General features: G+C 54.2%; 20 protein-coding genes. 14 read left to right on the forward strand and 6 right to left on the reverse strand.

Annotation, left to right across the window (positions count from 1 at the left end; translation table 11 throughout):
* Positions 1-11 precede the first annotated feature (11 nt).
* Entirely contained in the window at positions 12-848 is an 837-nt protein-coding gene (locus AV656_RS14025; protein ID WP_063183078.1) for a metallophosphoesterase, read from the forward strand.
* A 25-nt stretch (positions 849-873) separates the two neighbouring features.
* On the opposite strand, the gene AV656_RS14030 is transcribed toward AV656_RS14025, so the two are convergent.
* The gene (locus tag AV656_RS14030) at positions 874-1,941 is read right to left on the reverse strand and encodes a PQQ-dependent sugar dehydrogenase (RefSeq protein WP_063183080.1); all 1,068 of its coding nucleotides are present in this window, start codon (positions 1,939-1,941) and stop codon (positions 874-876) included.
* A gap of 109 nt (positions 1,942-2,050) precedes the next feature.
* On the opposite strand from AV656_RS14030, the gene AV656_RS14035 reads away from it, so the two are divergent.
* On the forward strand, positions 2,051-3,259 hold the full coding sequence (locus AV656_RS14035; RefSeq protein WP_063183082.1) for an MFS transporter: 1,209 nt from the start codon (positions 2,051-2,053) through the stop codon (positions 3,257-3,259).
* Positions 3,260-3,321: 62 nt separating this feature from the next.
* On the opposite strand, the gene AV656_RS14040 is transcribed toward AV656_RS14035, so the two are convergent.
* Positions 3,322-4,971 carry an SLC13 family permease gene (locus AV656_RS14040; RefSeq protein WP_063183085.1) on the reverse strand — a complete coding sequence of 550 codons (1,650 nt, stop codon included), beginning with the start codon at positions 4,969-4,971 and terminating at the stop codon, positions 3,322-3,324.
* 313 nt (positions 4,972-5,284) lie between these two features.
* Between AV656_RS14040 and AV656_RS14045 the strand changes: the two genes are divergently transcribed.
* The 5 genes from AV656_RS14045 to brnQ (AV656_RS14065) all read left to right on the forward strand — a co-directional run bounded on the left by AV656_RS14045 (position 5,285) and on the right by brnQ (AV656_RS14065) (position 10,692).
* Positions 5,285-6,040: a gluconate 2-dehydrogenase subunit 3 family protein gene (locus tag AV656_RS14045; protein ID WP_063183087.1), complete on the forward strand. Its 756-nt coding sequence runs from the start codon at positions 5,285-5,287 to the stop codon at positions 6,038-6,040.
* A gap of 18 nt (positions 6,041-6,058) precedes the next feature.
* Positions 6,059-7,771: a GMC family oxidoreductase gene (locus tag AV656_RS14050; RefSeq protein WP_063183090.1), complete on the forward strand. Its 1,713-nt coding sequence runs from the start codon at positions 6,059-6,061 to the stop codon at positions 7,769-7,771.
* Positions 7,772-7,905: 134 nt separating this feature from the next.
* Complete coding sequence (gene tatA / locus AV656_RS14055) at positions 7,906-8,115, forward strand: twin-arginine translocase TatA/TatE family subunit (RefSeq protein ID WP_063183093.1); 210 nt, start codon at positions 7,906-7,908, stop codon at positions 8,113-8,115.
* A 100-nt stretch (positions 8,116-8,215) separates the two neighbouring features.
* Positions 8,216-9,139, forward strand: a complete 924-nt coding sequence (gene tatC / locus AV656_RS14060; RefSeq protein WP_063183096.1) for a twin-arginine translocase subunit TatC — start codon at positions 8,216-8,218, stop codon at positions 9,137-9,139.
* Positions 9,140-9,342: 203 nt separating this feature from the next.
* Complete coding sequence (brnQ, locus tag AV656_RS14065) at positions 9,343-10,692, forward strand: branched-chain amino acid transport system II carrier protein (protein WP_063183098.1); 1,350 nt, start codon at positions 9,343-9,345, stop codon at positions 10,690-10,692.
* Positions 10,693-10,795: 103 nt separating this feature from the next.
* On the opposite strand, the gene AV656_RS14070 is transcribed toward brnQ (AV656_RS14065), so the two are convergent.
* The gene (locus AV656_RS14070; protein WP_063183100.1) at positions 10,796-10,987 is read right to left on the reverse strand and encodes a hypothetical protein; all 192 of its coding nucleotides are present in this window, start codon (positions 10,985-10,987) and stop codon (positions 10,796-10,798) included.
* Between the two features lie 207 nt (positions 10,988-11,194).
* Here AV656_RS14070 and brnQ (AV656_RS14075) point away from each other — a divergent pair, with 207 nt between their 5' ends.
* Positions 11,195-12,553: a branched-chain amino acid transport system II carrier protein gene (gene brnQ / locus AV656_RS14075; RefSeq protein ID WP_063183102.1), complete on the forward strand. Its 1,359-nt coding sequence runs from the start codon at positions 11,195-11,197 to the stop codon at positions 12,551-12,553.
* A 52-nt stretch (positions 12,554-12,605) separates the two neighbouring features.
* Here the strand turns inward: brnQ (AV656_RS14075) and AV656_RS14080 are convergent, their stop codons facing one another.
* Together AV656_RS14080 and AV656_RS14085 are read right to left on the reverse strand one after the other, a co-directional pair.
* Positions 12,606-13,268: a GntR family transcriptional regulator gene (locus AV656_RS14080; protein WP_063183110.1), complete on the reverse strand. Its 663-nt coding sequence runs from the start codon at positions 13,266-13,268 to the stop codon at positions 12,606-12,608.
* 215 nt (positions 13,269-13,483) lie between these two features.
* On the reverse strand, positions 13,484-13,834 hold the full coding sequence (locus tag AV656_RS14085) for a winged helix-turn-helix transcriptional regulator (protein ID WP_063183112.1): 351 nt from the start codon (positions 13,832-13,834) through the stop codon (positions 13,484-13,486).
* Between the two features lie 130 nt (positions 13,835-13,964).
* Between AV656_RS14085 and AV656_RS14090 the strand changes: the two genes are divergently transcribed.
* Together AV656_RS14090 and AV656_RS14095 are read left to right on the forward strand one after the other, a co-directional pair.
* A complete protein-coding gene (locus tag AV656_RS14090) occupies positions 13,965-14,825 on the forward strand; it encodes a VOC family protein (protein ID WP_063183114.1) in 861 nt (286 codons plus the stop codon).
* Between the two features lie 151 nt (positions 14,826-14,976).
* A complete protein-coding gene (locus tag AV656_RS14095; RefSeq protein WP_063183116.1) occupies positions 14,977-16,065 on the forward strand; it encodes an AI-2E family transporter in 1,089 nt (362 codons plus the stop codon).
* 41 nt (positions 16,066-16,106) lie between these two features.
* Here AV656_RS14095 and AV656_RS16220 read toward each other — a convergent pair whose 3' ends face one another.
* Positions 16,107-16,454, reverse strand: coding sequence for a CHY zinc finger protein (locus AV656_RS16220; protein WP_419865562.1), 348 nt, complete (start codon positions 16,452-16,454; stop codon positions 16,107-16,109).
* Positions 16,455-16,543: 89 nt separating this feature from the next.
* On the opposite strand from AV656_RS16220, the gene AV656_RS14105 reads away from it, so the two are divergent.
* From AV656_RS14105 to AV656_RS14120, 4 genes are all read left to right on the forward strand, one after another.
* Entirely contained in the window at positions 16,544-17,095 is a 552-nt protein-coding gene (locus AV656_RS14105) for a biotin transporter BioY (RefSeq protein ID WP_063183118.1), read from the forward strand.
* Positions 17,096-17,362: 267 nt separating this feature from the next.
* Complete coding sequence (locus tag AV656_RS14110; RefSeq protein ID WP_063183119.1) at positions 17,363-17,611, forward strand: hypothetical protein; 249 nt, start codon at positions 17,363-17,365, stop codon at positions 17,609-17,611.
* 127 nt (positions 17,612-17,738) lie between these two features.
* A complete protein-coding gene (locus AV656_RS14115; protein WP_063183121.1) occupies positions 17,739-18,014 on the forward strand; it encodes a hypothetical protein in 276 nt (91 codons plus the stop codon).
* A 58-nt stretch (positions 18,015-18,072) separates the two neighbouring features.
* The gene (locus AV656_RS14120; protein ID WP_197462259.1) at positions 18,073-18,927 is read left to right on the forward strand and encodes an MBL fold metallo-hydrolase; all 855 of its coding nucleotides are present in this window, start codon (positions 18,073-18,075) and stop codon (positions 18,925-18,927) included.
* Positions 18,928-18,961 lie beyond the last annotated feature (34 nt).

Raw genomic sequence — 18,961 nt, forward strand, 5'->3', positions numbered from 1 at the left:
GGAAGACTATAATGAAGAAATTTGTCCTGTTCCTGCTTTTGATCGCCGCGTTTGCCGCGTATGTCGTCTATGATAACGGGCGGCTGTCGGTGACGGACTATACCGTGTCGGACAACCGGATTCCCGAGTCATTCGACGGACTGAAAATTGTCCAGATTTCGGATGTCCATGACGCGGAATTCGGCGGGGAGCAGGCGGATCTGATCGAGGCTGTCCGCCGGGAAAATCCGGATTATATTTTCCTGACAGGGGACTTCATCGACAGCAACCGGTATTTCCCGGATCGCAGCCTGGCGATGATTCCCGCACTTACCGGGATGGCTGAAGTCTTCTATGTAACAGGAAACCATGAAGTCGCGACCAATGAGGTCGATGAATTCACAGCCGCCCTTTCGGATGCGGGTGTCCGTGTGCTCCGGAACCAGGCGATGGTGGTCGGCTCGGGAAACAGCCGCATTGCGATTGCGGGAATTGACGATCCGCTCACTGGTGTCGGCACAGAAGAAGAGTCGGCATACACGCGGCATTCGATCGAACAGGCGACCGCGGATGTACCGGAAGGGATGTTCACCATCCTGCTTGCCCACCGGCCGGAGCAGTTCGGGACATACGCGGACATGGACATTCCGCTCGTTTTTTCCGGACATGCGCATGGAGGACAGGTCCGAATCCCGTTTGTCGGCGGGCTCAACTCGCCCGGGCAGGGCTGGTTTCCGGAGCTGACATCGGGCATCCATGAACAGGGCGGAACACAGCTTGTCATCAGCCGCGGGCTCGGCAACAGCCAAATTCCGATCCGCCTCCTCAATACACCGGAGATTGTCTCCGTCACCCTCCAATCCGAATAACGAAAGCGACACCCGGGTACGGCGTTCAGCCGCTGCCCGGGTGTCTGATTTCCATGAGGCGGTCGTCTCCTTCCCTGGGAGTGCCGCGCCCGTCCGTGTTGTTGGTAATGAAATAAACCGATTCTCCGTCAGAAAACACATCCCGCACCCGCCCGTAGCCTTCGATCCGCTGGAGAAGACTGCCGGTCCCGGGATCGAATACCAGGACCGCTTCACCCCGAAGCGCAGCCGCATAGAGCAGGCCTTCGTGATAGGCCAGGCCGGAAGGGGACCAGGTGTCAGCGGCTCCGGAAGTCGCAATCGGACCCTCCATGCCTTCCTGCTGTTCTGTCCCCTGGATCACCGGCCAGCCGTAGTTTCGCCCTTCAATAATGCGGTTCAGTTCATCGTTTGCCGTCTGCCCGTGTTCGGTCGCATACATCACGCCGTTTTCGTCCCAGGCAAGCCCCTGAGGATTTCGATGTCCCATCGTGTACACCTCGAATTCGCCGGACTTATTCATCTGGAGGATTTTGCCGTTCAGCGACTCCGGGTCCTGTGCGGTGCCGGGCTCGTGCCGGTCGCCGACAGTCGCGAAAAGGGTGCCGTCGGGGGACATGGCGAGCCGGCCCCCATGGTGCACCGGTCCCGACATCACCATATCCAGATGGATCTCCGTCTCTTGCCAGCCGCTGTCACCGCGCTTGAGCGTAACGATCCGGTTGACCGGACCGGTTGTCCCTTCGTAGGTGTAGTAGGCGTAAGCCTCCTGATTTTCTCCGAATCCGGGTTTCAGGACAAAGCCCATCAGGCCCGCCTCTGACGCACCGGACAGCCGAGCGGAAAGCTCGGCATCCAGCCGTCTCACTGCCCCGTCTGTTCCGGCTTCCGCGATGGTCCCGCCCCGTTCGGTGATGTAAAAGGTATCCCCATGCCGGGCGATCGACCAGGGGGAACGCAAACCGGCTGCGACTTCCGTAATCTCTTCCTGCGCGCCGTCCTGATCCTGCTCCTGCTCAGCACTTTCTTCAACAGGTCCGATCGTTTCCTTCGCTTCGTCCGAACAGCCTGCCATGACCAACAGGAGAACAAATACAGCCGCAATCCGTCTCATCCGGACCCTCCTTTTCGCCGGTGTTTCCTTCATCATACCCGATGGGCCTTTTTCCGTCCCGCCTGCACTTTGCTATAATGGGAGAATCAGTGGATGGGAAGTGTTGTTAATGGATAACTGGACGGACCGACCCGCATATACGATGAGGGACTCTGCATTCTGGAAGATCATCGGGGCACTTGGATTTGCCTCGCTGTTTGTGTTCGCGGCGATGTATACGACGCAGCCGCTCCTGCCGCTGTTCACGGAGGAGTTCGGCGTATCGGTCTCCTCTTCCAGTTTGTCCGTCTCCCTCACAACGCTCGGGCTGATCGTCGGCCTGCTTGTCATCAGCTTCCTGTCCGACCGCCACGGGCGGACGCTTTACATCAAATGGTCGGTCGCGCTCTCCGTGATTCCATTTTTCATCATGCCGCTGACCGATTCGTTCTGGCTGATTCTCACTCTCCGTTTCCTGCAGGGCTTCACGCTCGCAGGGGTTCCAGCGGCGGCAATCGCTTATATTAACGAGGAAGTGGACCGGAGAAGTGTCAGCTTCGCAACCTCGCTTTACATCTCGACAAACGCGCTCGGGGGAATGGTCGGGCGCGTGCTGACGGGGTATGTCACCGAGCATTATTCTTGGGAGACTGCGTTCTATGGACTTGGCATCGCCGGGGCACTGATCGCGGCTGCAGTCATCTTCCTCCTGCCGAAGTCCAGACGGTTTGAGGCGGCGGACGGTACTGCGCGTCAGGACATGGAAGCGTTCCTGTTCCACCTGAAGAACCCGCTCCTGCTCATTTCGTTCGGCCTCGGAATCGTCCTTCAGCTGAGCTTCACCGGCGTCTGGACATTCCTGCCGTTCCATCTGCAGGGGGATCCATTCGGCCTGTCGCTGGAAGCCATCTCCTATACATACTTTGCGTACGGAATCGGCGTAATCGGCTCGCCGCTTGCCGGCTGGCTTTCCGACCGGCTCGGCATCAGGCCGGTCCGGATGGCCGGTGTGCTCATCCTGTCGGCGGGGATTCTGATCGCACTTTCAGAAAGTGTCACCATGATTGTCGTGGGGCTGTGTGTCATCTGCCTCGGCTTCTTTACTGCCCATTCGCTCACAGCGGCCACGGTCGGCCGCGATGCGACCCATCACAAGGGCAGCGCCTCCAGTCTTTATCTCGTCTCCTATTATGTCGGAGTCGCCGCGGGAAGTACGCTGCTGTCGCCGCTTTGGATGGCTGGCGGCTGGACGCTCCTCATCCTGTTCACAGCGACCATACCGGTCGTTTACCTGGTGTTTGCCATCACCTTGCGGAAGCGGCTTGCGGCACACGCGTAATACCCTATGTATCCATACGAAAAGCCATGCACCCATTGAGGATGCATGGCTTTTTCTAATTCTTATTTCAGGAACTCCGGCAGCGTGTTCAGGTCGATGCCAAACACGACCGGCAACAGGAACCAGATAAACAGCGGCACGAGGATGATGCCCATGATGTTAAGGGCAAGTCCTGCCTTCGCCATATCGGGAATCCGCAGATAACCGGAACCGAACACAACGGCGTTCGGCGGTGTTGCGACCGGCAGCATGAATGCGCATGAAGCAGCAACGCCGGCTGCGACCATGAGCGCGAATGGATGGACGCCGAGTGCGACAGCGAGTGCGCCCATGATCGGATACATCATCGCGGCTGTCGCGGTGTTGGACGTGATCTCGGTCAGGAAGATGACGAGTGCCGTGACGACAATGATGACAACGATGAGCGGAACGGCATCAAGTGCCGTCAGCTGGCTGCCGATCCATTCGGACAGCCCCGACCCGACAAAGCCGGCTGCAATCGCGAGACCGCCGCCGAACAGAAGCAGAATGCCCCATGGAAGTTTGACGGCCGTCTCCCAGTCAAGCAGCCGGTCACCCTTTACGTTCACCGCCGGGATGACGAACAGGGCAATTGCAAAGAACATCGCAATGACACCGTCACTGATTCCCGGCAGGAAGTTCTGCAGGAAGAACGAACGCGTGATCCAGGAAAGCGCAGCAAGGACGAAGACCGCAAACACCAGCTTCTCTTCCGTGGATGCACTGCCGAGCTTTGCCTTTTCTTTGTCGACCATCTCGCGTCCCCCGGGCAATTCTTTTATTTTTTGCGGGTAGGCGATCTTTACGAGATACAGCCAGATCAGGAAAATGAACAGCCAGGCGAACGGCGTCCCGAATAGCATCCACTGGCCGAATGAAATTTCGATGCCATACATTTTCTCCATCGCGGCAGCGAGCGCCGTGTTCGGCGGAGTGCCGATAAGCGTCGCAATCCCGCCGACAGAAGCAGAGTATGCGATCCCCAGCATCAGCGCCTTGCCGAAACCGAAGTTTTCCTGCGATGTATCCACGGATGGGTCGTTCTTAAGTGCATCGGCGACCTGATAGGTAATGGCCAGGCCGATTGGCACCATCATCATCGCAGTCGCCGTGTTGGAGATCCACATCGACAGGAAGCCGGTCGCGACCATGAAGCCGAGCACGATTCTATTGATATTCGTGCCGATCGCAGAAATGATCGTGAGCGCGATGCGCCGGTGGAGGTTCCACTTTTCCATCGCGAGCGCGATCATGAAGCCGCCCATGAAGAGGAAGATGTTTTCGTCGCCGTAGGCGGAAGCGGTGGCCTTCACGTCCATTCCGCCGGCGAGCGGGAAGAGGACAAGCGGCAGCAGGGAAGTAACCGGAATCGGCACGGCCTCGGTGATCCACCAGGCCGCCATCCAGACCGTTCCCGCCAAGATGGCGCGTGCCTCCGGCGACAGCCCTTCCGGATCGAAGAACAACAGAATCAGGAAAAAGAGCAGCGGGCCGGCGATGAGCCCGATCAGCTGGGCAGTCGTGTAGCTGCGCTCATTCCGCTTGCTTTCCGGGTCCTTCTCCGTGTAGCCGAATGGCGCCCCCGAGCCTTCGGCATTCATCATGACCTTGTTTGGCCGGATAAAGAACGTAAAAAGCCGTTTGACTTCATCGTGCCAATCCCACATCCGGGACCAGGCGTTTTGAAACATATGTATAACCCCCTTCGTAGTTCGCTGTAACTAAACAGTCATAATTATTATACGGGGTGTTCCATCACAGAAACAATCAGTTTTTTGGGAGAATGCAGACTGTTGCTACGAAAGACTCATTGTCAGAGAGAATCTCCAATCTATTAGAATGATTTTAAAATGTGGAAGTTTAATAGATGAGAGGCGAGGGAAGAGGCGGGAAGGGTATGAATATGAGGACGAAGCATGCATTACCGGTATAAAAAGGAATTCCGGGAGGTATGCTTCGTTGTAGATTTCTCATATTCAAAGAACATACAAAGGAGGAACAGGCATGGCGGATGAAAAGAAAGACGTCTCCCGTCGAGATTTTCTCAAGACGGCGGGCGTAGCGACCGGTGCCCTGGTCGGAGGCGGCGTCATTGGCGGTCTCATCGGATACAACGCTAAGGATGGCGGCAATGCGACCAAGGAGGGGGAACGGAGCGGTGGCAGGGCGGACCAGTCGGCAGGTTCACCGAGCGGCCGCATGTTCTTCACGAACGACCATGACTTCAATATCCTTTCAGAGGCGACGGAGCGGATTTTCCCTGAGGACGACCTCGGACCGGGTGCCATCGGACTGGGAGTGCCGTACTTTATCGACCATCAGCTGGCCGGCGCTTACGGCAACAATGAAAAAGAGTATATGCAGGGGCCGTTCTACGCTCCGCAGGCGACACAGGGCTACCAGAGCCGTTTAAGGCGGAAGGATATCTTCCTTCAAGGTATCCACAAAATGGAGCAAGAGGCGCAGAACCGGTTCGAAACGAGCTTTGCCGAACTGGATGGCGACCAGATGGATGAAATCATCACGGCCTTCCAGAAGGATGAAGTTGAAATGGAAGGTGTGTCAGCCGCCTTCTTCTTCCGCCTGCTCCGTTCTGCAGTGCTCGAGGGAGCCTATTCGGATCCGATGTACGGCGGCAACAAAGGGATGGAAGGTTGGAAGATGAAAGGTTTCCCTGGTCACCAGGCAGCCTACATCGACAAGATCGACAGCGAGGATTTCGTCGAGATCGATCCACAGTCCCTTGGCGGACATCACTGATTTTAGGAGGGTAAAGGAATGGCCACAACATTGGACAAAGTAGATGTCGTAACGGTTGGTGCAGGCTGGACCGGCGGCATCATTGCAGCGGAAGCGGCTAAGGCGGGACTGAAAGTCGTAAGCATTGAAAGAGGTCGGGAGCGGGGAACTGAAGATTTCCTTCGCGTCCATGACGAATACCGGTATGCCATCCGTTATGAACTGATGCAGGATCTGTCGAAGGAAACCATCACATTCAGGAACAAGAGGGACCAGCGGGCACTCCCGATGAGGACGATGGGTTCGTTCCTTCTGGGTGAAGGGCTCGGCGGTGCGGGTACGCACTGGAACGGTCAGACCTGGCGGTTCCTGCCATATGATTTCGAGATCAAGACATTATCTGATAAAAAATACGGCGCGGACAAGCTGGGACCGGAATACCAACTCCAGGACTGGGGCATTACATACGACGAGTTGGAGCCGTATTACGATACATTTGAGAAAACTGCCGGACTATCAGGGGATGATACAAACCCGTTCGCCGGAAAGCGATCCAATCCGTTTCCGACACCGCCGATGAAGAAAACACCGATCCTGCAGAAATTCGAGAATGCGACAAAAGACCTTGGGTATACCGCATTCATGATCCCTTCGGCCAACCTGTCCGAAGCCTATACGAACCCGGATGGCCAGACGATCAATGCCTGCATGTACTGCGGATTCTGCGAGCGGTTCGGCTGCGAATACGGTGCAAAGACATCACCTGAGATCACAGTCATCCCAACGGCGAGGGAGACGGGGAATTTCGAAGTCCGGTTCCACTCCAATGTTGTAGAAGTCCTTCATGAGGGCGGAAAAGCGACGGGGGTCCGGTACGTCAACTGGATGTCCGGAGAGGAATTCATCCAGCCGGCGGAAACCGTCGTCCTGACGAGCTATGTCATGAATAACGCAAAGTTGCTCATGGTCTCGGACATCGGAGAGATGTACGATCCAAAGACGGGCCGCGGAACGCTTGGTCGCAACTATTGCTATCAGATTCTTCCGGGGGCGACCGGTTTCTTTGATGAACAATTCAATACCTTCATGGGTGCCGGATCTCTGGGGATGGCCATTGACGATTTTAATGGAGACAACTTCGACCACAGCGACCTTGATTTCCTGCACGGAAGCCTATTGACAATGACCCAGACCGGGGTGCGGCCGATCGCCACAAACCCTGTGCCGCCGGACACGCCTTCTTGGGGAGCCGAATTTAAGAAAGCGTCCATCGAGAATTACACAAGAGTCCTTTCGGTCGGCTCAGAGGGTGCCTCGCTTCCGCACCGGGACAACTACCTGACACTTGATCCAACTTACAAGGATGCTTACGGAGTGCCGCTCCTGCAGCTTACCTACAACTTCACAGACCAGGACCGTGCCCTTCATAAGTTCATTACGGAGAAAGCGGTCGAAATCATGGAGGAAATGGGAGCTAAGCAGACGATCGGAAGCAACCCGATCACCGACTATGACATCGTGCCTTACCAGACGACGCACAACACCGGCGGTACCGTCATGGGCGCCGACCCGGCCACAAGTGTCGTCAACAACTATCTGCAGCACTGGGACATGGACAACCTGTTCGTCGTCGGTGCGGGGAACTTCGCGCACAACGGCGGCTATAACCCGACCGGTACGGTCGGCGCATTGGCCTACCGTGCGGCAGAAGGCATCATTAAGTACAGCAAAGAAGGCGGCTCGCTAGTTTAAGTGCTGATAGCGCCGTTAAGAGGCTTATGACCCGAGCCTCTGGTGCCAGAAGCCGGATAGTCCAAGTACGGAAGGCATGGAGGTTTACCCTAACCTTCCCAGTGGAACTCTATTAATAAAAGGAGGCGATCCGCATGGGTGGCATCGCAAGCATCGGTGTTCCGGGACTGATCATTATTCTCGTCATCATCCTGATCCTGTTCGGTCCAAGGAAGCTGCCTGAAGTCGGTTCGGCCGTCGGAAAGACGCTGTCCGAATTCAAGAAGTCGGCAAAAGACATCATGGACGACGACGATGACAAGCCGAGAAAAGATGAATTGAAAGAAGAGCGTAAAGAAGCGTAACGGCAGGACCGGCTGGGCCGCCCGGCGGCTTGGGCCCGGTCTGCCGTTTTTGGCGCTTCTCTGTGAATCATGAGGCGTTCAAAGACAGGAAGTGATCGATATGGATCCGTACGGAAATGATTATAATGCCACATTAAGCCCGGTTGACAAACGGAAAGCCGAGGCGAAAAAGGCTGAAATCGAGAAGCGGGAAAAGGTATCCGAAGAGGAGGCTGAGGCGGAAGCAACTGCCGAAACGCTTGTTCAGGCGGCCCAGGAACAGGGCGCAGGAACACCTCCGCCGAAAAAGCCGCCGCAGGAAAGGCCTGCGGACGGGGAGGGGGAAAACTACATTACCCACCTTTCCGACCTCAGGAAATCATTGATCAAAGGCATCAGTGTTTTCCTGCTTGTGTTCTTTGCGGTCTTTTCGACAATCAACCTATGGTTTCCGTATGTCACGAAGGGCCATGACCTGGTCATTCTCGGCCCCCTTGAGGTCGTGAAGTTTTACATGACCATGTCCGCGGCGATTGCCCTTGGACTCTCTCTTCCGTTCCTTTGCCACTTTATCTGGCAGTTCGTGAAGCCGGGCCTGAATGAAAATGAGTCGAAGTTCATCGGTCTTTATTCGCCGGTGATGCTGCTGCTCTTTCTCGGAGGCGTGGCATTCGGGTACTTTATCATCCACCCGCTCAGCTACGAGTTCCTCCTGGGATTCGGGGCAGTGAATTTCGACATCATGGTGTCGGCGCAGGAGTATATGCGGTTCCTGCTCATGACGACGATGCCGGTCGGCCTGCTGTTCGAACTGCCGATCGTGGCGCTTTTCCTCGGGTCAATCGGCCTGCTGACGGCGGATAGTATGAAAAAGGTGCGCAGATGGTCCTATGTCGCGCTGGCGGTCATATCTGCCCTGATTACGCCTCCGGATTTTATCAGCCAGCTGCTTGTCCTCATTCCGATGGCAATTCTTTATGAAGCGAGCATCTGGCTTGTCCGGCGCGCAGAGCGCAGGCAGGAACAGGCTGCAGTGGCAGAATAATGACAACGATTCAAAGAGCGGTTCCCGATTGGGAGCCGCTTTTTCAATGTTGATCAAGAGATTGAAACTCTGCATTTATAATTCTGATAAAAAAATCGCACTAATATATTGCATTCTTCATGAATCGATAGTAGGATATAAAACATCACCACAAAATCAATTTTCCGAATATTAAAAGTCATCATAAGAAAGGATTTGTCATCATGAAAGAAAACTTGTCGTTTTCTAAATTTATCGCTGTAGGAGTCATGCTGTTCGCCTTGTTCTTTGGAGCAGGGAACCTGATTTTCCCGGCCCAGCTGGGGCAATTGGCCGGAGACAATTTCTGGCCTGCCATTATCGGATTCCTCATCACAGGTGTAGGACTGCCGTTCCTCGGCGTCATCGCCATCGGCTATTCCGGAAGCAGTCACTTGCAAGATCTTGCAAGCAGGGTTCACCCGGTTTATGCAGTGATTTTCACATCTGTCCTTTACCTGACAATCGGGCCGTTCTTTGCGGCACCCCGTACAGGTACGGTTGCCTTTGAGGTGGGCATCACCCCTTATGCAAACGGGCCTCTGGCTCTCCTGCTGTTCACGGCCGTCTTCTTCGGCATCACACTGTGGCTGTCGCTCAACCCGGCGAAGATTGTCGACCGGGTCGGGAAAATCCTGGCACCCGGCATTGTCATCCTTCTCCTGGTACTGATCGCGGCGGCACTCTTCAACCCAATGGGCGCGATTCAGCCGGCGACAGAAGGGTACTTGGGCAATGCGTTTGCCAAAGGCTTCACCGAAGGCTATAACACGATGGATGCCCTTGCGGCGCTCGTATTCGCCATCATTGTGATCAATGCTGTCAAGGCAATGGGCCTGAAGACGAAAGAAGGGATTATGAACGCGACGTTCAAAGCGGGAGTTGTTGCTGCATCCCTTCTCGGGATCCTCTATGTCGGAATCGCCTATATCGGGGCAACAAGTGTTGAGCAATACGGTCTTTTTGATACGGGCGGCCCGGTCCTCAGCACTTCGGCCGAGCACTTCTTCGGGGCATTTGGCACGGCGCTTCTTGCCATCATCATCACTCTGGCCTGCCTGACAACGGCAATCGGACTGATGATTGCGAACGCCGAATACTTCCACTCGCTGTTCCCGAAAATCAGCTACAAAGTATTTGTTACAATCTTTACTACGTTCACGTTTGTGGTGTCGAATTTCGGGCTCGCGAACATCATCACCTACTCGGTGCCGGTTCTCATGCTGCTTTACCCGTTGGCCATCTCCCTGATCCTGATGGCATTCACTTCGAAGCTGTTTAATCACTCTCGCCTGGTATACGTATCGGCGACAGTCGTCGCACTTGCCATTGGCATCGTTGACGGCCTGAAGACACTGGCAGGCACGCTCGACACGGAGTTTGCGTGGCTCCAGCCGATTGTGGACTTCTACACTGCATACCTTCCGTTCTATGCGGATGGACTTGGCTGGCTGATCCCTGTGGTAGCCGTGATGATCCTTACAGGCATCATCGCACGCGTCACAGGACCTGCAACCAATACGGCAGAAGCTTAAATCTATTAAAACGAACATCCGGCGGATTTTGTCCGCCGGATGTTTTCTTTTCTATTATATAAGCCCCGGAGGAGACCCCCCGGGGGAGTAGCACGGTTGCCGATCAGCTGAAGAAGTTGGTCAGCAGTCCGCCTTTTTTGTTGTTGGCAGTGGTTGCATGGCTGCGGTTAGAGCCCTTCGCATTTCCGGCAAAGTCGTTTACCTGGCCTTTTAACTTGTCACGGGATTCCTTGTTTCGCATGAGATAAGCGGCACCCAATCCGAGGGCAGTCATCAGCATTTTATTCCGATTCATGTTGTTTTCCTCCTTGTGTGGTGCGTCTGACCGTTATATTCCCGGACGACAAAATGATAAACAACACTTTTACAGAGTAAAACATTGGATTTGTCATTTCGCTGAAAATACAGTAGGATGAGAAACATTGGTTTGATAACCGACAACAATCGATATAATCTGACAGAACAGCTAATTATATAGCTCAGGCAGAAAGGATTGCGTCTCATGCAGGAAAAAATGTCATTATCCAACTATATTGCAGTCGGCTCCATGCTGTTTGCCCTGTTTTTCGGTGCGGGCAACTTGATCTTCCCGGCACAGCTCGGCCAGCAGGCAGGCGAAAACCTATGGCCGGCGATTTTGGGCTTTCTGGTTACGGGAGTCGGCCTACCGTTTCTCGGTGTCATCGCCATCGGCTATTCAGGAAGCAATCATCTTCAGGAGCTTGCGAGCCGCGTACACCCGCTGTATGGAGTACTGTTCACATCGATCCTTTACCTGACCATCGGACCGTTTTTTGCGGCTCCCCGTACAGGGACAGTCGCCTATGAAATCGGTATTACGCCGTATGTTGGCACGGATGCAGGAGGAATGCCGCTCTTCCTGTTTACATTGGCTTTCTTTGCGGTCACACTTTGGCTGTCGCTGAACCCGGCAAAAATCGTTGACCGGGTCGGGAAAATCCTGGCTCCGGGAATTGTCATCCTCCTCGCCATTTTGATCGCCATGGCGGTCTTCAGGCCAATGGGGGACATCCAGCCCGCGACAGAACCTTATGCAGAAGGGGCTTTCACAAAAGGATTTACGGAAGGCTACAATACGATGGACGCGATTGCCGCGCTGGTATTTGCCATCATCGTCGTCAATGCAGTCAAAGCGATGGGCATGAAGTCGAAGAAAGCAATCACCAGTGCCACCTTCAGGGCCGGCCTCATTGCCATTCTGCTGCTTGCGGTCCTCTACATCGGAATTGCTTTCATCGGAGCGACGAGTGTACAGCTGTTCGGCATGTTTGAGACCGGCGGGCCGGTGCTGAGCAGTGCCGCCACACACTTTTTCGGTTCGTTCGGCACACTTCTCATGTCGGTGGTCATCATTTTGGCCTGCCTGACAACCGCAATCGGGCTGATTTCGGCCAACGGCGAATACTTCCATTCCTTGTTCCCGAAAATCAGCTACAAGGCGTTTGTATGGATCTTTACGGTGTTCACGTTCACCATTGCGAACTTCGGGCTTTCGAATATCATCACATTCTCGGTTCCGATGCTGATGCTGCTGTACCCGCTGGCGATTTCGCTGCTGCTGCTGACGTTTACATCGAAGTTGTTCCATCACTCCCGGATCGTCTATGTGGCGGCTACCACCATGGCATTGATTATCGGCATCATTGACGGGCTTAAGGCACTTGCTGGTTCGCTCGATACGGAGTTCGGCTGGCTCGTGCCGGTGGACGAATTCCTCACAGCCAATCTTCCGCTTTATTCAGAAGGACTCGGCTGGGTTCTTCCGGTCATCGCTGCCCTGGTCATTACCGGTACGATCGCCAGGCTGGCAGGGCCGGACACCGAAGAACGTCCTAATTAATAAAACAACCCGCAGGGAATCCAAGTCCCTGCGGGTTGTTTGTGTTACTTTATTATTGGCCGCGCAGTGCACGGAGCTCTTCAATCGCGGTGAGCCAGTTCTTGGTCATAATGCCGGTCACCTTCCCGGCATCCCCCTCCATCATGGAACGGATGATGTCGGAATGTTCCTTGTACGACTGCTCCCGCAGCACGATGGCATCATGATAGAAGTGCCTGCGGACATGGGCCTGCAGATTGCCGACAATGCTTGTAATGTACGGGTTGCCGGCTGCTTCAACGATAATCTGGTGGAATTCCTCATCAATTCGGATGGCGGATAGTTCATCGCCTTCCCGGATCGCCTTGCCGAAACGTTCGTTTGTCTCAGTGAGCCGGCTGATGATTTCATCCGTCAGGTGCGGGATTGCGAGTTCTGCGGAAAGGGCCTGCAGGACAGCAAGCGGCGGAAGCAGGTCGTTGATCGCGTCCGGATCGATTTCCGTCACCTGGGTCGCCTTGCCGGGATACATCTTCACAAAGCCCTGTGTCTCGAGAAGCTGCAGCGACTCCCGGACCGGTGTCCGGCTGACACCAAGTGCCTTGGCAATTTCCATATCGTTTAATTTCTCTCCGGGACGAAGTGTCCCGTCGATAATCCAGTTTTGGACCTGATTGAATGCGGTTTCTTTTGCGGTCATGCGAACCGGCTTGGACAGCTGTGTAGGTAGTGGCATGTTCCCGTCCCCCAATCGGAAATCTTCTTTCATCCATTATACATGAAACCCAATAAAAGGGGTATACAATATATCGCGCGAGCGGAAAACCAGTCCAATCAGCTAATACCTGTCTGAACGACAAAAATAGCCGGCATCCGCTTGGCCTTCCCTGTTATGATCAGGTTAACCGGCTTCGGCAGATGTCAGCTGGATCATCATCTTCAGTTGGCCGATCAGCGGACAGAAGGTTCCTGTTCATCTTCGGCCGCTTCCTGGACGGGCAGCCACTCCTGGGACCATTTCTCGATTTCTTGCATGACCGGTGCAAGGGCACGTCCTTTTTCGGTCAGACTATATTCAATGCGGACTGGTGTTTCCGGGAAGACGTTCCGTTCGACGATGCCGTCTTTTTCCAGTTCTTTCAGCCTCTCCGACAGCAGCCGGTTGCTGATGCCGATCGACTCGGTCATCGTGCAGAAGCGCTGCGATTCACCGAGAAGGGAAAAGATGATCAGCGCGTTCCAACGCCGGCTCAGCATGCCGACAGCCTGTTCAAAACGGGGACACAGTTCTGGCTGTACCATATGGCATTCACTCCTTGTAAATATTGTATCACAGGAATTAATTAATCGAAAGTAATTCAGTTACTTGAAATAACCTTAGAAATCCGATATGATGGTTACAATTCGTAACTGAGAGAGGGGAACAATCATAATGACATCTTTCCACGAAGCACCGGCCATCTATACCGGTGCCGTTTACCTGAATGTACTTGATCTGGAGGCCATGAAGGCATTTTATACAGACATCATCGGTTTCCGTGTGCTGAGCGAGACGGAAGGCCGGATTGAACTAACGGCTGACGGCAAGACGCCGCTTCTTGTGCTTGAAAACCGCGAAGGCCTTCATCCGAAGCAGCCTAACCGGGCAGGGCTCTATCACTTCGCGATTCTGCTTCCGTCACGTGAAGACCTGGGCGCAGCCATTCTTCACTTTATCCAGAAAGGTGTCCGTCTGGGCGCGAGCGACCATTATGTCAGCGAGGCGCTTTATCTGAACGACCCGGAAGGCAACGGCATCGAAGTGTATCGTGACCGCCCGGCCGACGAATGGAACTGGAATGATGGCCAGGTCGAAATGGCCACCGTCGCGCTGGACGGAGATGGGGTTGTTAGCTCCGCACAGGAAGCGGGACGCACATGGAACGGCCTGCCTGAAGAAACCCTCATGGGACATGTCCATCTGCATGTTTCGGACCTCGACGAAACAGAACGCTTTTACCGCGAAGGGCTCGGGTTTGAGATCGCGACAAACTACCCGGGCGCACTCTTCATGTCCACGGCACGCTATCACCACCATCTCGGACTGAACATCTGGAACGGCGAGGGCATTCCGGCGCAAGAAGAAGACAGTGCCGGCCTCAAGGCCTATACACTTGTCTTCCCGGACAGCACAGCCGTAGAGAAAGCCGCGGAACAGCTCCGTGCGATCGGTGCGGAAGTCAGCGAAGACAGCGGAAAAACCGTAACCGCAGATCCATCCGGAAACCGCATCATCCTGCAGGCAGGCGCCTGACCCGAACCGCTCCGAAACCCGGAGCGGTTTATTTTTGTGTTCAAAAGGCTGAATGATTCCGCAAGAAATGGGACGGGGAATGCGATTTGTGCATGGAATCGGTTATACTGGGAATAAGATTGGTAGAAACCAATATAGCAAAGGGGTCCCTATGACTAAGAAACTCTGGTTCCAGGCGGGAGTCGGCATTCTCCTCGCACTGCTCATCATTCAATTCTTCATGGATATCAAAGGCCTGTTCGCACCGATCGGCATCATTTTGAGGACGATTTTCCTTCCGCTACTCGTGGGTGGCCTGCTGTTTTATCTGACGGAGCCCGTGCAGCGCTATCTGGAAAAGCGCAACTTCCCTCGATGGGCAAGCATCCTCAGCGTATTCGTGTTGCTCATCGGCGTGTTCTGGGGCCTTTCCGCCATGATCGGTCCGATGATCACGAAACAGGTCAATTCTTTCACCAACAATCTTCCTCAGATTACCGAAGATGTCCAGGAGAACGTCAGCTACTGGCTGGACCGGCGGGATGAACTTCCGGATTTCATGGAAAATGCGATTGAAACAGCGCAGGACCGGGTGAATGAAATTGCCGTGAACCTCGGCGGGGGCATGGTCAACTTTATCACGGGCTTTTTCCAGACAATCTTCATGCTTGTCCTTGCCCCGTTCTTCCTCATCTACATGCTGAAGGACCATGAGCGGTTCATTCCGTTCGTGTCCCGATTTTTTACAGGGGATAAGAAAGCTTTTGTCATTAAGACATTGGAAGATGTCAACAGGACCATTTCGAACTATGTTCAGGGCCAGATGCTCGTCAGCCTCTGTGTCGGCATCATGCTGCTAATCGGCTATCTCATTATCGGCCTGGAGTATGCGCTGATCCTGGCGATCTTCGGTCTCTTCATGAACCTCATTCCGTTTATCGGGCCTTGGATTTCGGTGGTGCCGGCAATTCTGATTGCGCTCATCCAGGATCCGAAGCTCGTGATCGGGGTCAGCATCATCATGATTGTGGCCCAGCAGGTTGAGAGCACCTTCATTACACCGAACATCATGGGCAAAACGCTTGATATCCACCCGCTCACCGTCATCACGGTCGTCTTGGCCGCAGGGAACATCGCCGGATTCGTCGGCGTGCTCCTTGGAGTTCCGATTTATGCGGTCGGGAAGTCGATCGTCAAGAACTTTTACAAAGAGCGAACGAATATCCGCGAAGTTGCTACCAGCGATGTGGCGGAGGAATAGGCAGAGGAAAGCCCGCGGTGAAATCCGCGGGCTTTTGTATGTCAACCTCCGAAGTACAGATGGCGATGGAGCCTGCAGCCAGGATTGAAGGCAACGACGCAGGAAGGGCAAGCAGAGTCTCCATCCAGGTATTCTGCCACCGTCAGCTCATGACCGCAGGCGCCGCAGAGGACGGCTTTCTCGGAAAATCGGTCCTCCGGCCAGACTGCATGCCCGCCGCAACCGGATTCCGAGTGGCAGGCATGGCAGGGAAACCATTTTTCGCAGCAGAAAAACTTGATTGCAATCCGGTCGGTTTCTCCATGGTAATGGAGGCACCGGGTCTCTTCATCGATGACCGCGCCATGTATTTCGTGTCCATGAATAATCAATGTTAACTCCTCCTCCAAAACCGGTTGACTGAATATCTTCTCATTATATATGATGGATTTAGTAAACTAAAAGATTAAATGAGTTAACCAATTGGGGGATGGGGAAAATGGGGAACGAACGACTGAAAATGATGATCATGGCTGCCTTGTTTGCAGCAATTATGGGGATCGGGGCGCAAATCATCATCCCGATTCCGCCGGTGCCATTCACCGCACAGACATTGGCGCTGGCGCTGGCCGCAACAATTCTCGGAAAACGCTATGGAACACTTGCGGCAGCACTCTACGTACTGATCGGCGCAATCGGTGTTCCGGTGTTTGCGGGGATGAAATCGGGTCTCGGCATTTTGCTCGGGCCGACCGGCGGCTATATCCTGAGCTATATACCGGTGGCATTCATCATCGGATGGATTTCGGAAAAGGGCGGTTTCCGCACGCCGGCTGTCGTTGCAGCAAATATCATCGGGGCACTGATGATTCTCGTGATTGGCACCGCGTGGCTGAAGTTCATGGGGAACCTTTCCTGGACTGGTGCATTTGCCGGCGGCATGCTTCCGTTTATCGTCACGGACAGCATCAAGGCTGTGGCAGCGGCTATCCTCGGCGTCATGGTCCGGAACCGGCTTGCCTCTGCACGGCTGCTTCCGGCTGTGCAATAATGGCCTGATCGGATCAATCGGACTGCAGATCGGACAGTGCTCTCACTGTCTCCTGATCTGCAGTCTTTTGTCTGAAAACCTTTCCACTAACATCAGAATACGAATCATCCGCCAAGAGAACTCCGTTCAAGAACTTCCATATCAATTCATGGAAGTTCTTTTTTAATGTAAAGCATCATACGAGCGATTTTAGTATAGAAAAGGCCGCTGAAAGGAACAATTAGTTCTGTGATAAACACTTTTCTGTGGATGAGGAGAGCAGAACAAATGCAATTGATCGGAATGGCCATTTTGCTCGTGCCGATTCTGCTGTTCACATTTGCGCTGGAGGAACGGGGCAAAAAAATGATGAAGAGAATCGAGCAGATGGACAACTCTGGAATAGAGGCGGACGCTGTAAAGTGGGTGGAGGAAGCGGATGAGGGAGAAAAGTGGTCCAGCAAAGAACTCGCCCTGGGCTTCATGATTTCTCTTGCAGGATTTGGCAGCTATGTATTCATGTTTCTGTTGAGTTAACCTTTTGTATTTGGGTTGCGTGTGCCTTTTATTTTTACCAATAACTGAAGCAAGCTTTCTTGACGTCTAACCTGAAAGGCATCCGCCCATACTGAGCAAGAATGCAGAATCAGGGAGGAGTCCGGACATGACGGAGTTTCCGCAAATCAGCACGAACGTCTGGGATGTTTTTGTCGCCGTTCCATTGGTGCTTATAGCCACACAGTTGCTGAAAAAAACATTGCCGATTCCACCGGCGTTCGTGCCGACACTGGCAACTCTGATCGGCCTGTTGATCTCCATATTTTTCAGTCACAGAGGAGATTTGCCCGCGGGTATATTTATGGGTGTCATGTACGGGGCCGCGGCGGTTTCATTTTACGTTTCAGTTAAGCTCGCCATCCGGGCGTACCGATCCCGCTAGATTAGTTTGCCTGATAACGGGAATGAATTAGGTGATGTCATTACAGGAGGGATCATTCATGGATATGGAGAGAAGTTCATCGACCGAGAGGTTTCAGCCGGTGACGTCCGTGAACAGCGGGGACGGCATCCCGCTCGGAGAAGACCTGTACAGCTATACGAACCAGGTTGTGAATGTCATTTTCTACGGAAAACCGGGTATCGGAAATGAATGGGTACTGATTGATGCGGGCATGCCAAAATCCGGCGGTAAGATCATGGAGGCCGCGGGCGCCCGTTTTGGTGACAACAACCCGCCAAAGGCAATCATCCTGACACATGCCCATTTTGACCATATCGGCGGCCTGATCGATTTGCTCGAAATCTGGGATGTGCCGGTCTATGCACACCAGCTTGAGCTTCCGTACATTACGGGCAAACGGGACTATCCGGACCCGGATGTGACCGTAGAAGGCGGCCTGGTAGCGAAGATGTCCAAAATGTTCCCGCATGAGGCGATTGATATCGGCTCCCGGGCCCGTGAATTGCCATCAGACGGAACGGTGCCGCATATGACGGGCTGGCGGTGGATTCATACACCGGGCCATACAGAGGGTCACGTATCACTGTTCCGGGAGTCTGACGGATCGCTGATCGCGGGCGATGCATTTGTCACGGTGAAACAGGACTCTCTGTACAAAGTGATGACCCAGGAGCTCGAGGTCAGCGGCCCTCCGGTCTATCTGACCCCTGACTGGGAATCGGCCGAGCAATCGGTGAAGACCCTTGCCCAGCTGCAGCCGCAGGCAGCCATAACCGGACACGGTGTCCCGGCTACTGGAGAGTATTTGCAGAATGAACTGGCTGCGCTCGCCGAGCACTTCAGGGAAAAGGCTGTTCCGGACCACGGGAAGTTTGTGGACGGCGAGAAATAATTGAGCCAACTGCCCCGCCGGGTATCCGGCGGGG

The organism is Bhargavaea cecembensis, from assembly GCF_001619585.1.
Taxonomy (GTDB): domain Bacteria; phylum Bacillota; class Bacilli; order Bacillales_A; family Planococcaceae; genus Bhargavaea; species Bhargavaea cecembensis_A.

What these genes read in the sequence shown, in the direction of transcription:
- AV656_RS14025 (WP_063183078.1), top strand. Translation starts at nt 12, where the DNA reads ATGAAGAAATTTGTCCTGTTCCTGCTTTTGATCGCCGCGTTTGCCGCG.
- AV656_RS14030 (WP_063183080.1), bottom strand. Translation starts at nt 1,941, where the DNA reads ATGAGACGGATTGCGGCTGTATTTGTTCTCCTGTTGGTCATGGCAGGC.
- AV656_RS14035 (WP_063183082.1), top strand. Translation starts at nt 2,051, where the DNA reads ATGGATAACTGGACGGACCGACCCGCATATACGATGAGGGACTCTGCA.
- AV656_RS14040 (WP_063183085.1), bottom strand. Translation starts at nt 4,971, where the DNA reads ATGTTTCAAAACGCCTGGTCCCGGATGTGGGATTGGCACGATGAAGTC.
- AV656_RS14045 (WP_063183087.1), top strand. Translation starts at nt 5,285, where the DNA reads ATGGCGGATGAAAAGAAAGACGTCTCCCGTCGAGATTTTCTCAAGACG.
- AV656_RS14050 (WP_063183090.1), top strand. Translation starts at nt 6,059, where the DNA reads ATGGCCACAACATTGGACAAAGTAGATGTCGTAACGGTTGGTGCAGGC.
- tatA (WP_063183093.1), top strand. Translation starts at nt 7,906, where the DNA reads ATGGGTGGCATCGCAAGCATCGGTGTTCCGGGACTGATCATTATTCTC.
- tatC (WP_063183096.1), top strand. Translation starts at nt 8,216, where the DNA reads ATGGATCCGTACGGAAATGATTATAATGCCACATTAAGCCCGGTTGAC.
- brnQ (WP_063183098.1), top strand. Translation starts at nt 9,343, where the DNA reads ATGAAAGAAAACTTGTCGTTTTCTAAATTTATCGCTGTAGGAGTCATG.
- AV656_RS14070 (WP_063183100.1), bottom strand. Translation starts at nt 10,987, where the DNA reads ATGAATCGGAATAAAATGCTGATGACTGCCCTCGGATTGGGTGCCGCT.
- brnQ (WP_063183102.1), top strand. Translation starts at nt 11,195, where the DNA reads ATGCAGGAAAAAATGTCATTATCCAACTATATTGCAGTCGGCTCCATG.
- AV656_RS14080 (WP_063183110.1), bottom strand. Translation starts at nt 13,268, where the DNA reads ATGCCACTACCTACACAGCTGTCCAAGCCGGTTCGCATGACCGCAAAA.
- AV656_RS14085 (WP_063183112.1), bottom strand. Translation starts at nt 13,834, where the DNA reads ATGGTACAGCCAGAACTGTGTCCCCGTTTTGAACAGGCTGTCGGCATG.
- AV656_RS14090 (WP_063183114.1), top strand. Translation starts at nt 13,965, where the DNA reads ATGACATCTTTCCACGAAGCACCGGCCATCTATACCGGTGCCGTTTAC.
- AV656_RS14095 (WP_063183116.1), top strand. Translation starts at nt 14,977, where the DNA reads ATGACTAAGAAACTCTGGTTCCAGGCGGGAGTCGGCATTCTCCTCGCA.
- AV656_RS14105 (WP_063183118.1), top strand. Translation starts at nt 16,544, where the DNA reads ATGGGGAACGAACGACTGAAAATGATGATCATGGCTGCCTTGTTTGCA.
- AV656_RS14110 (WP_063183119.1), top strand. Translation starts at nt 17,363, where the DNA reads ATGCAATTGATCGGAATGGCCATTTTGCTCGTGCCGATTCTGCTGTTC.
- AV656_RS14115 (WP_063183121.1), top strand. Translation starts at nt 17,739, where the DNA reads ATGACGGAGTTTCCGCAAATCAGCACGAACGTCTGGGATGTTTTTGTC.
- AV656_RS14120 (WP_197462259.1), top strand. Translation starts at nt 18,073, where the DNA reads ATGGATATGGAGAGAAGTTCATCGACCGAGAGGTTTCAGCCGGTGACG.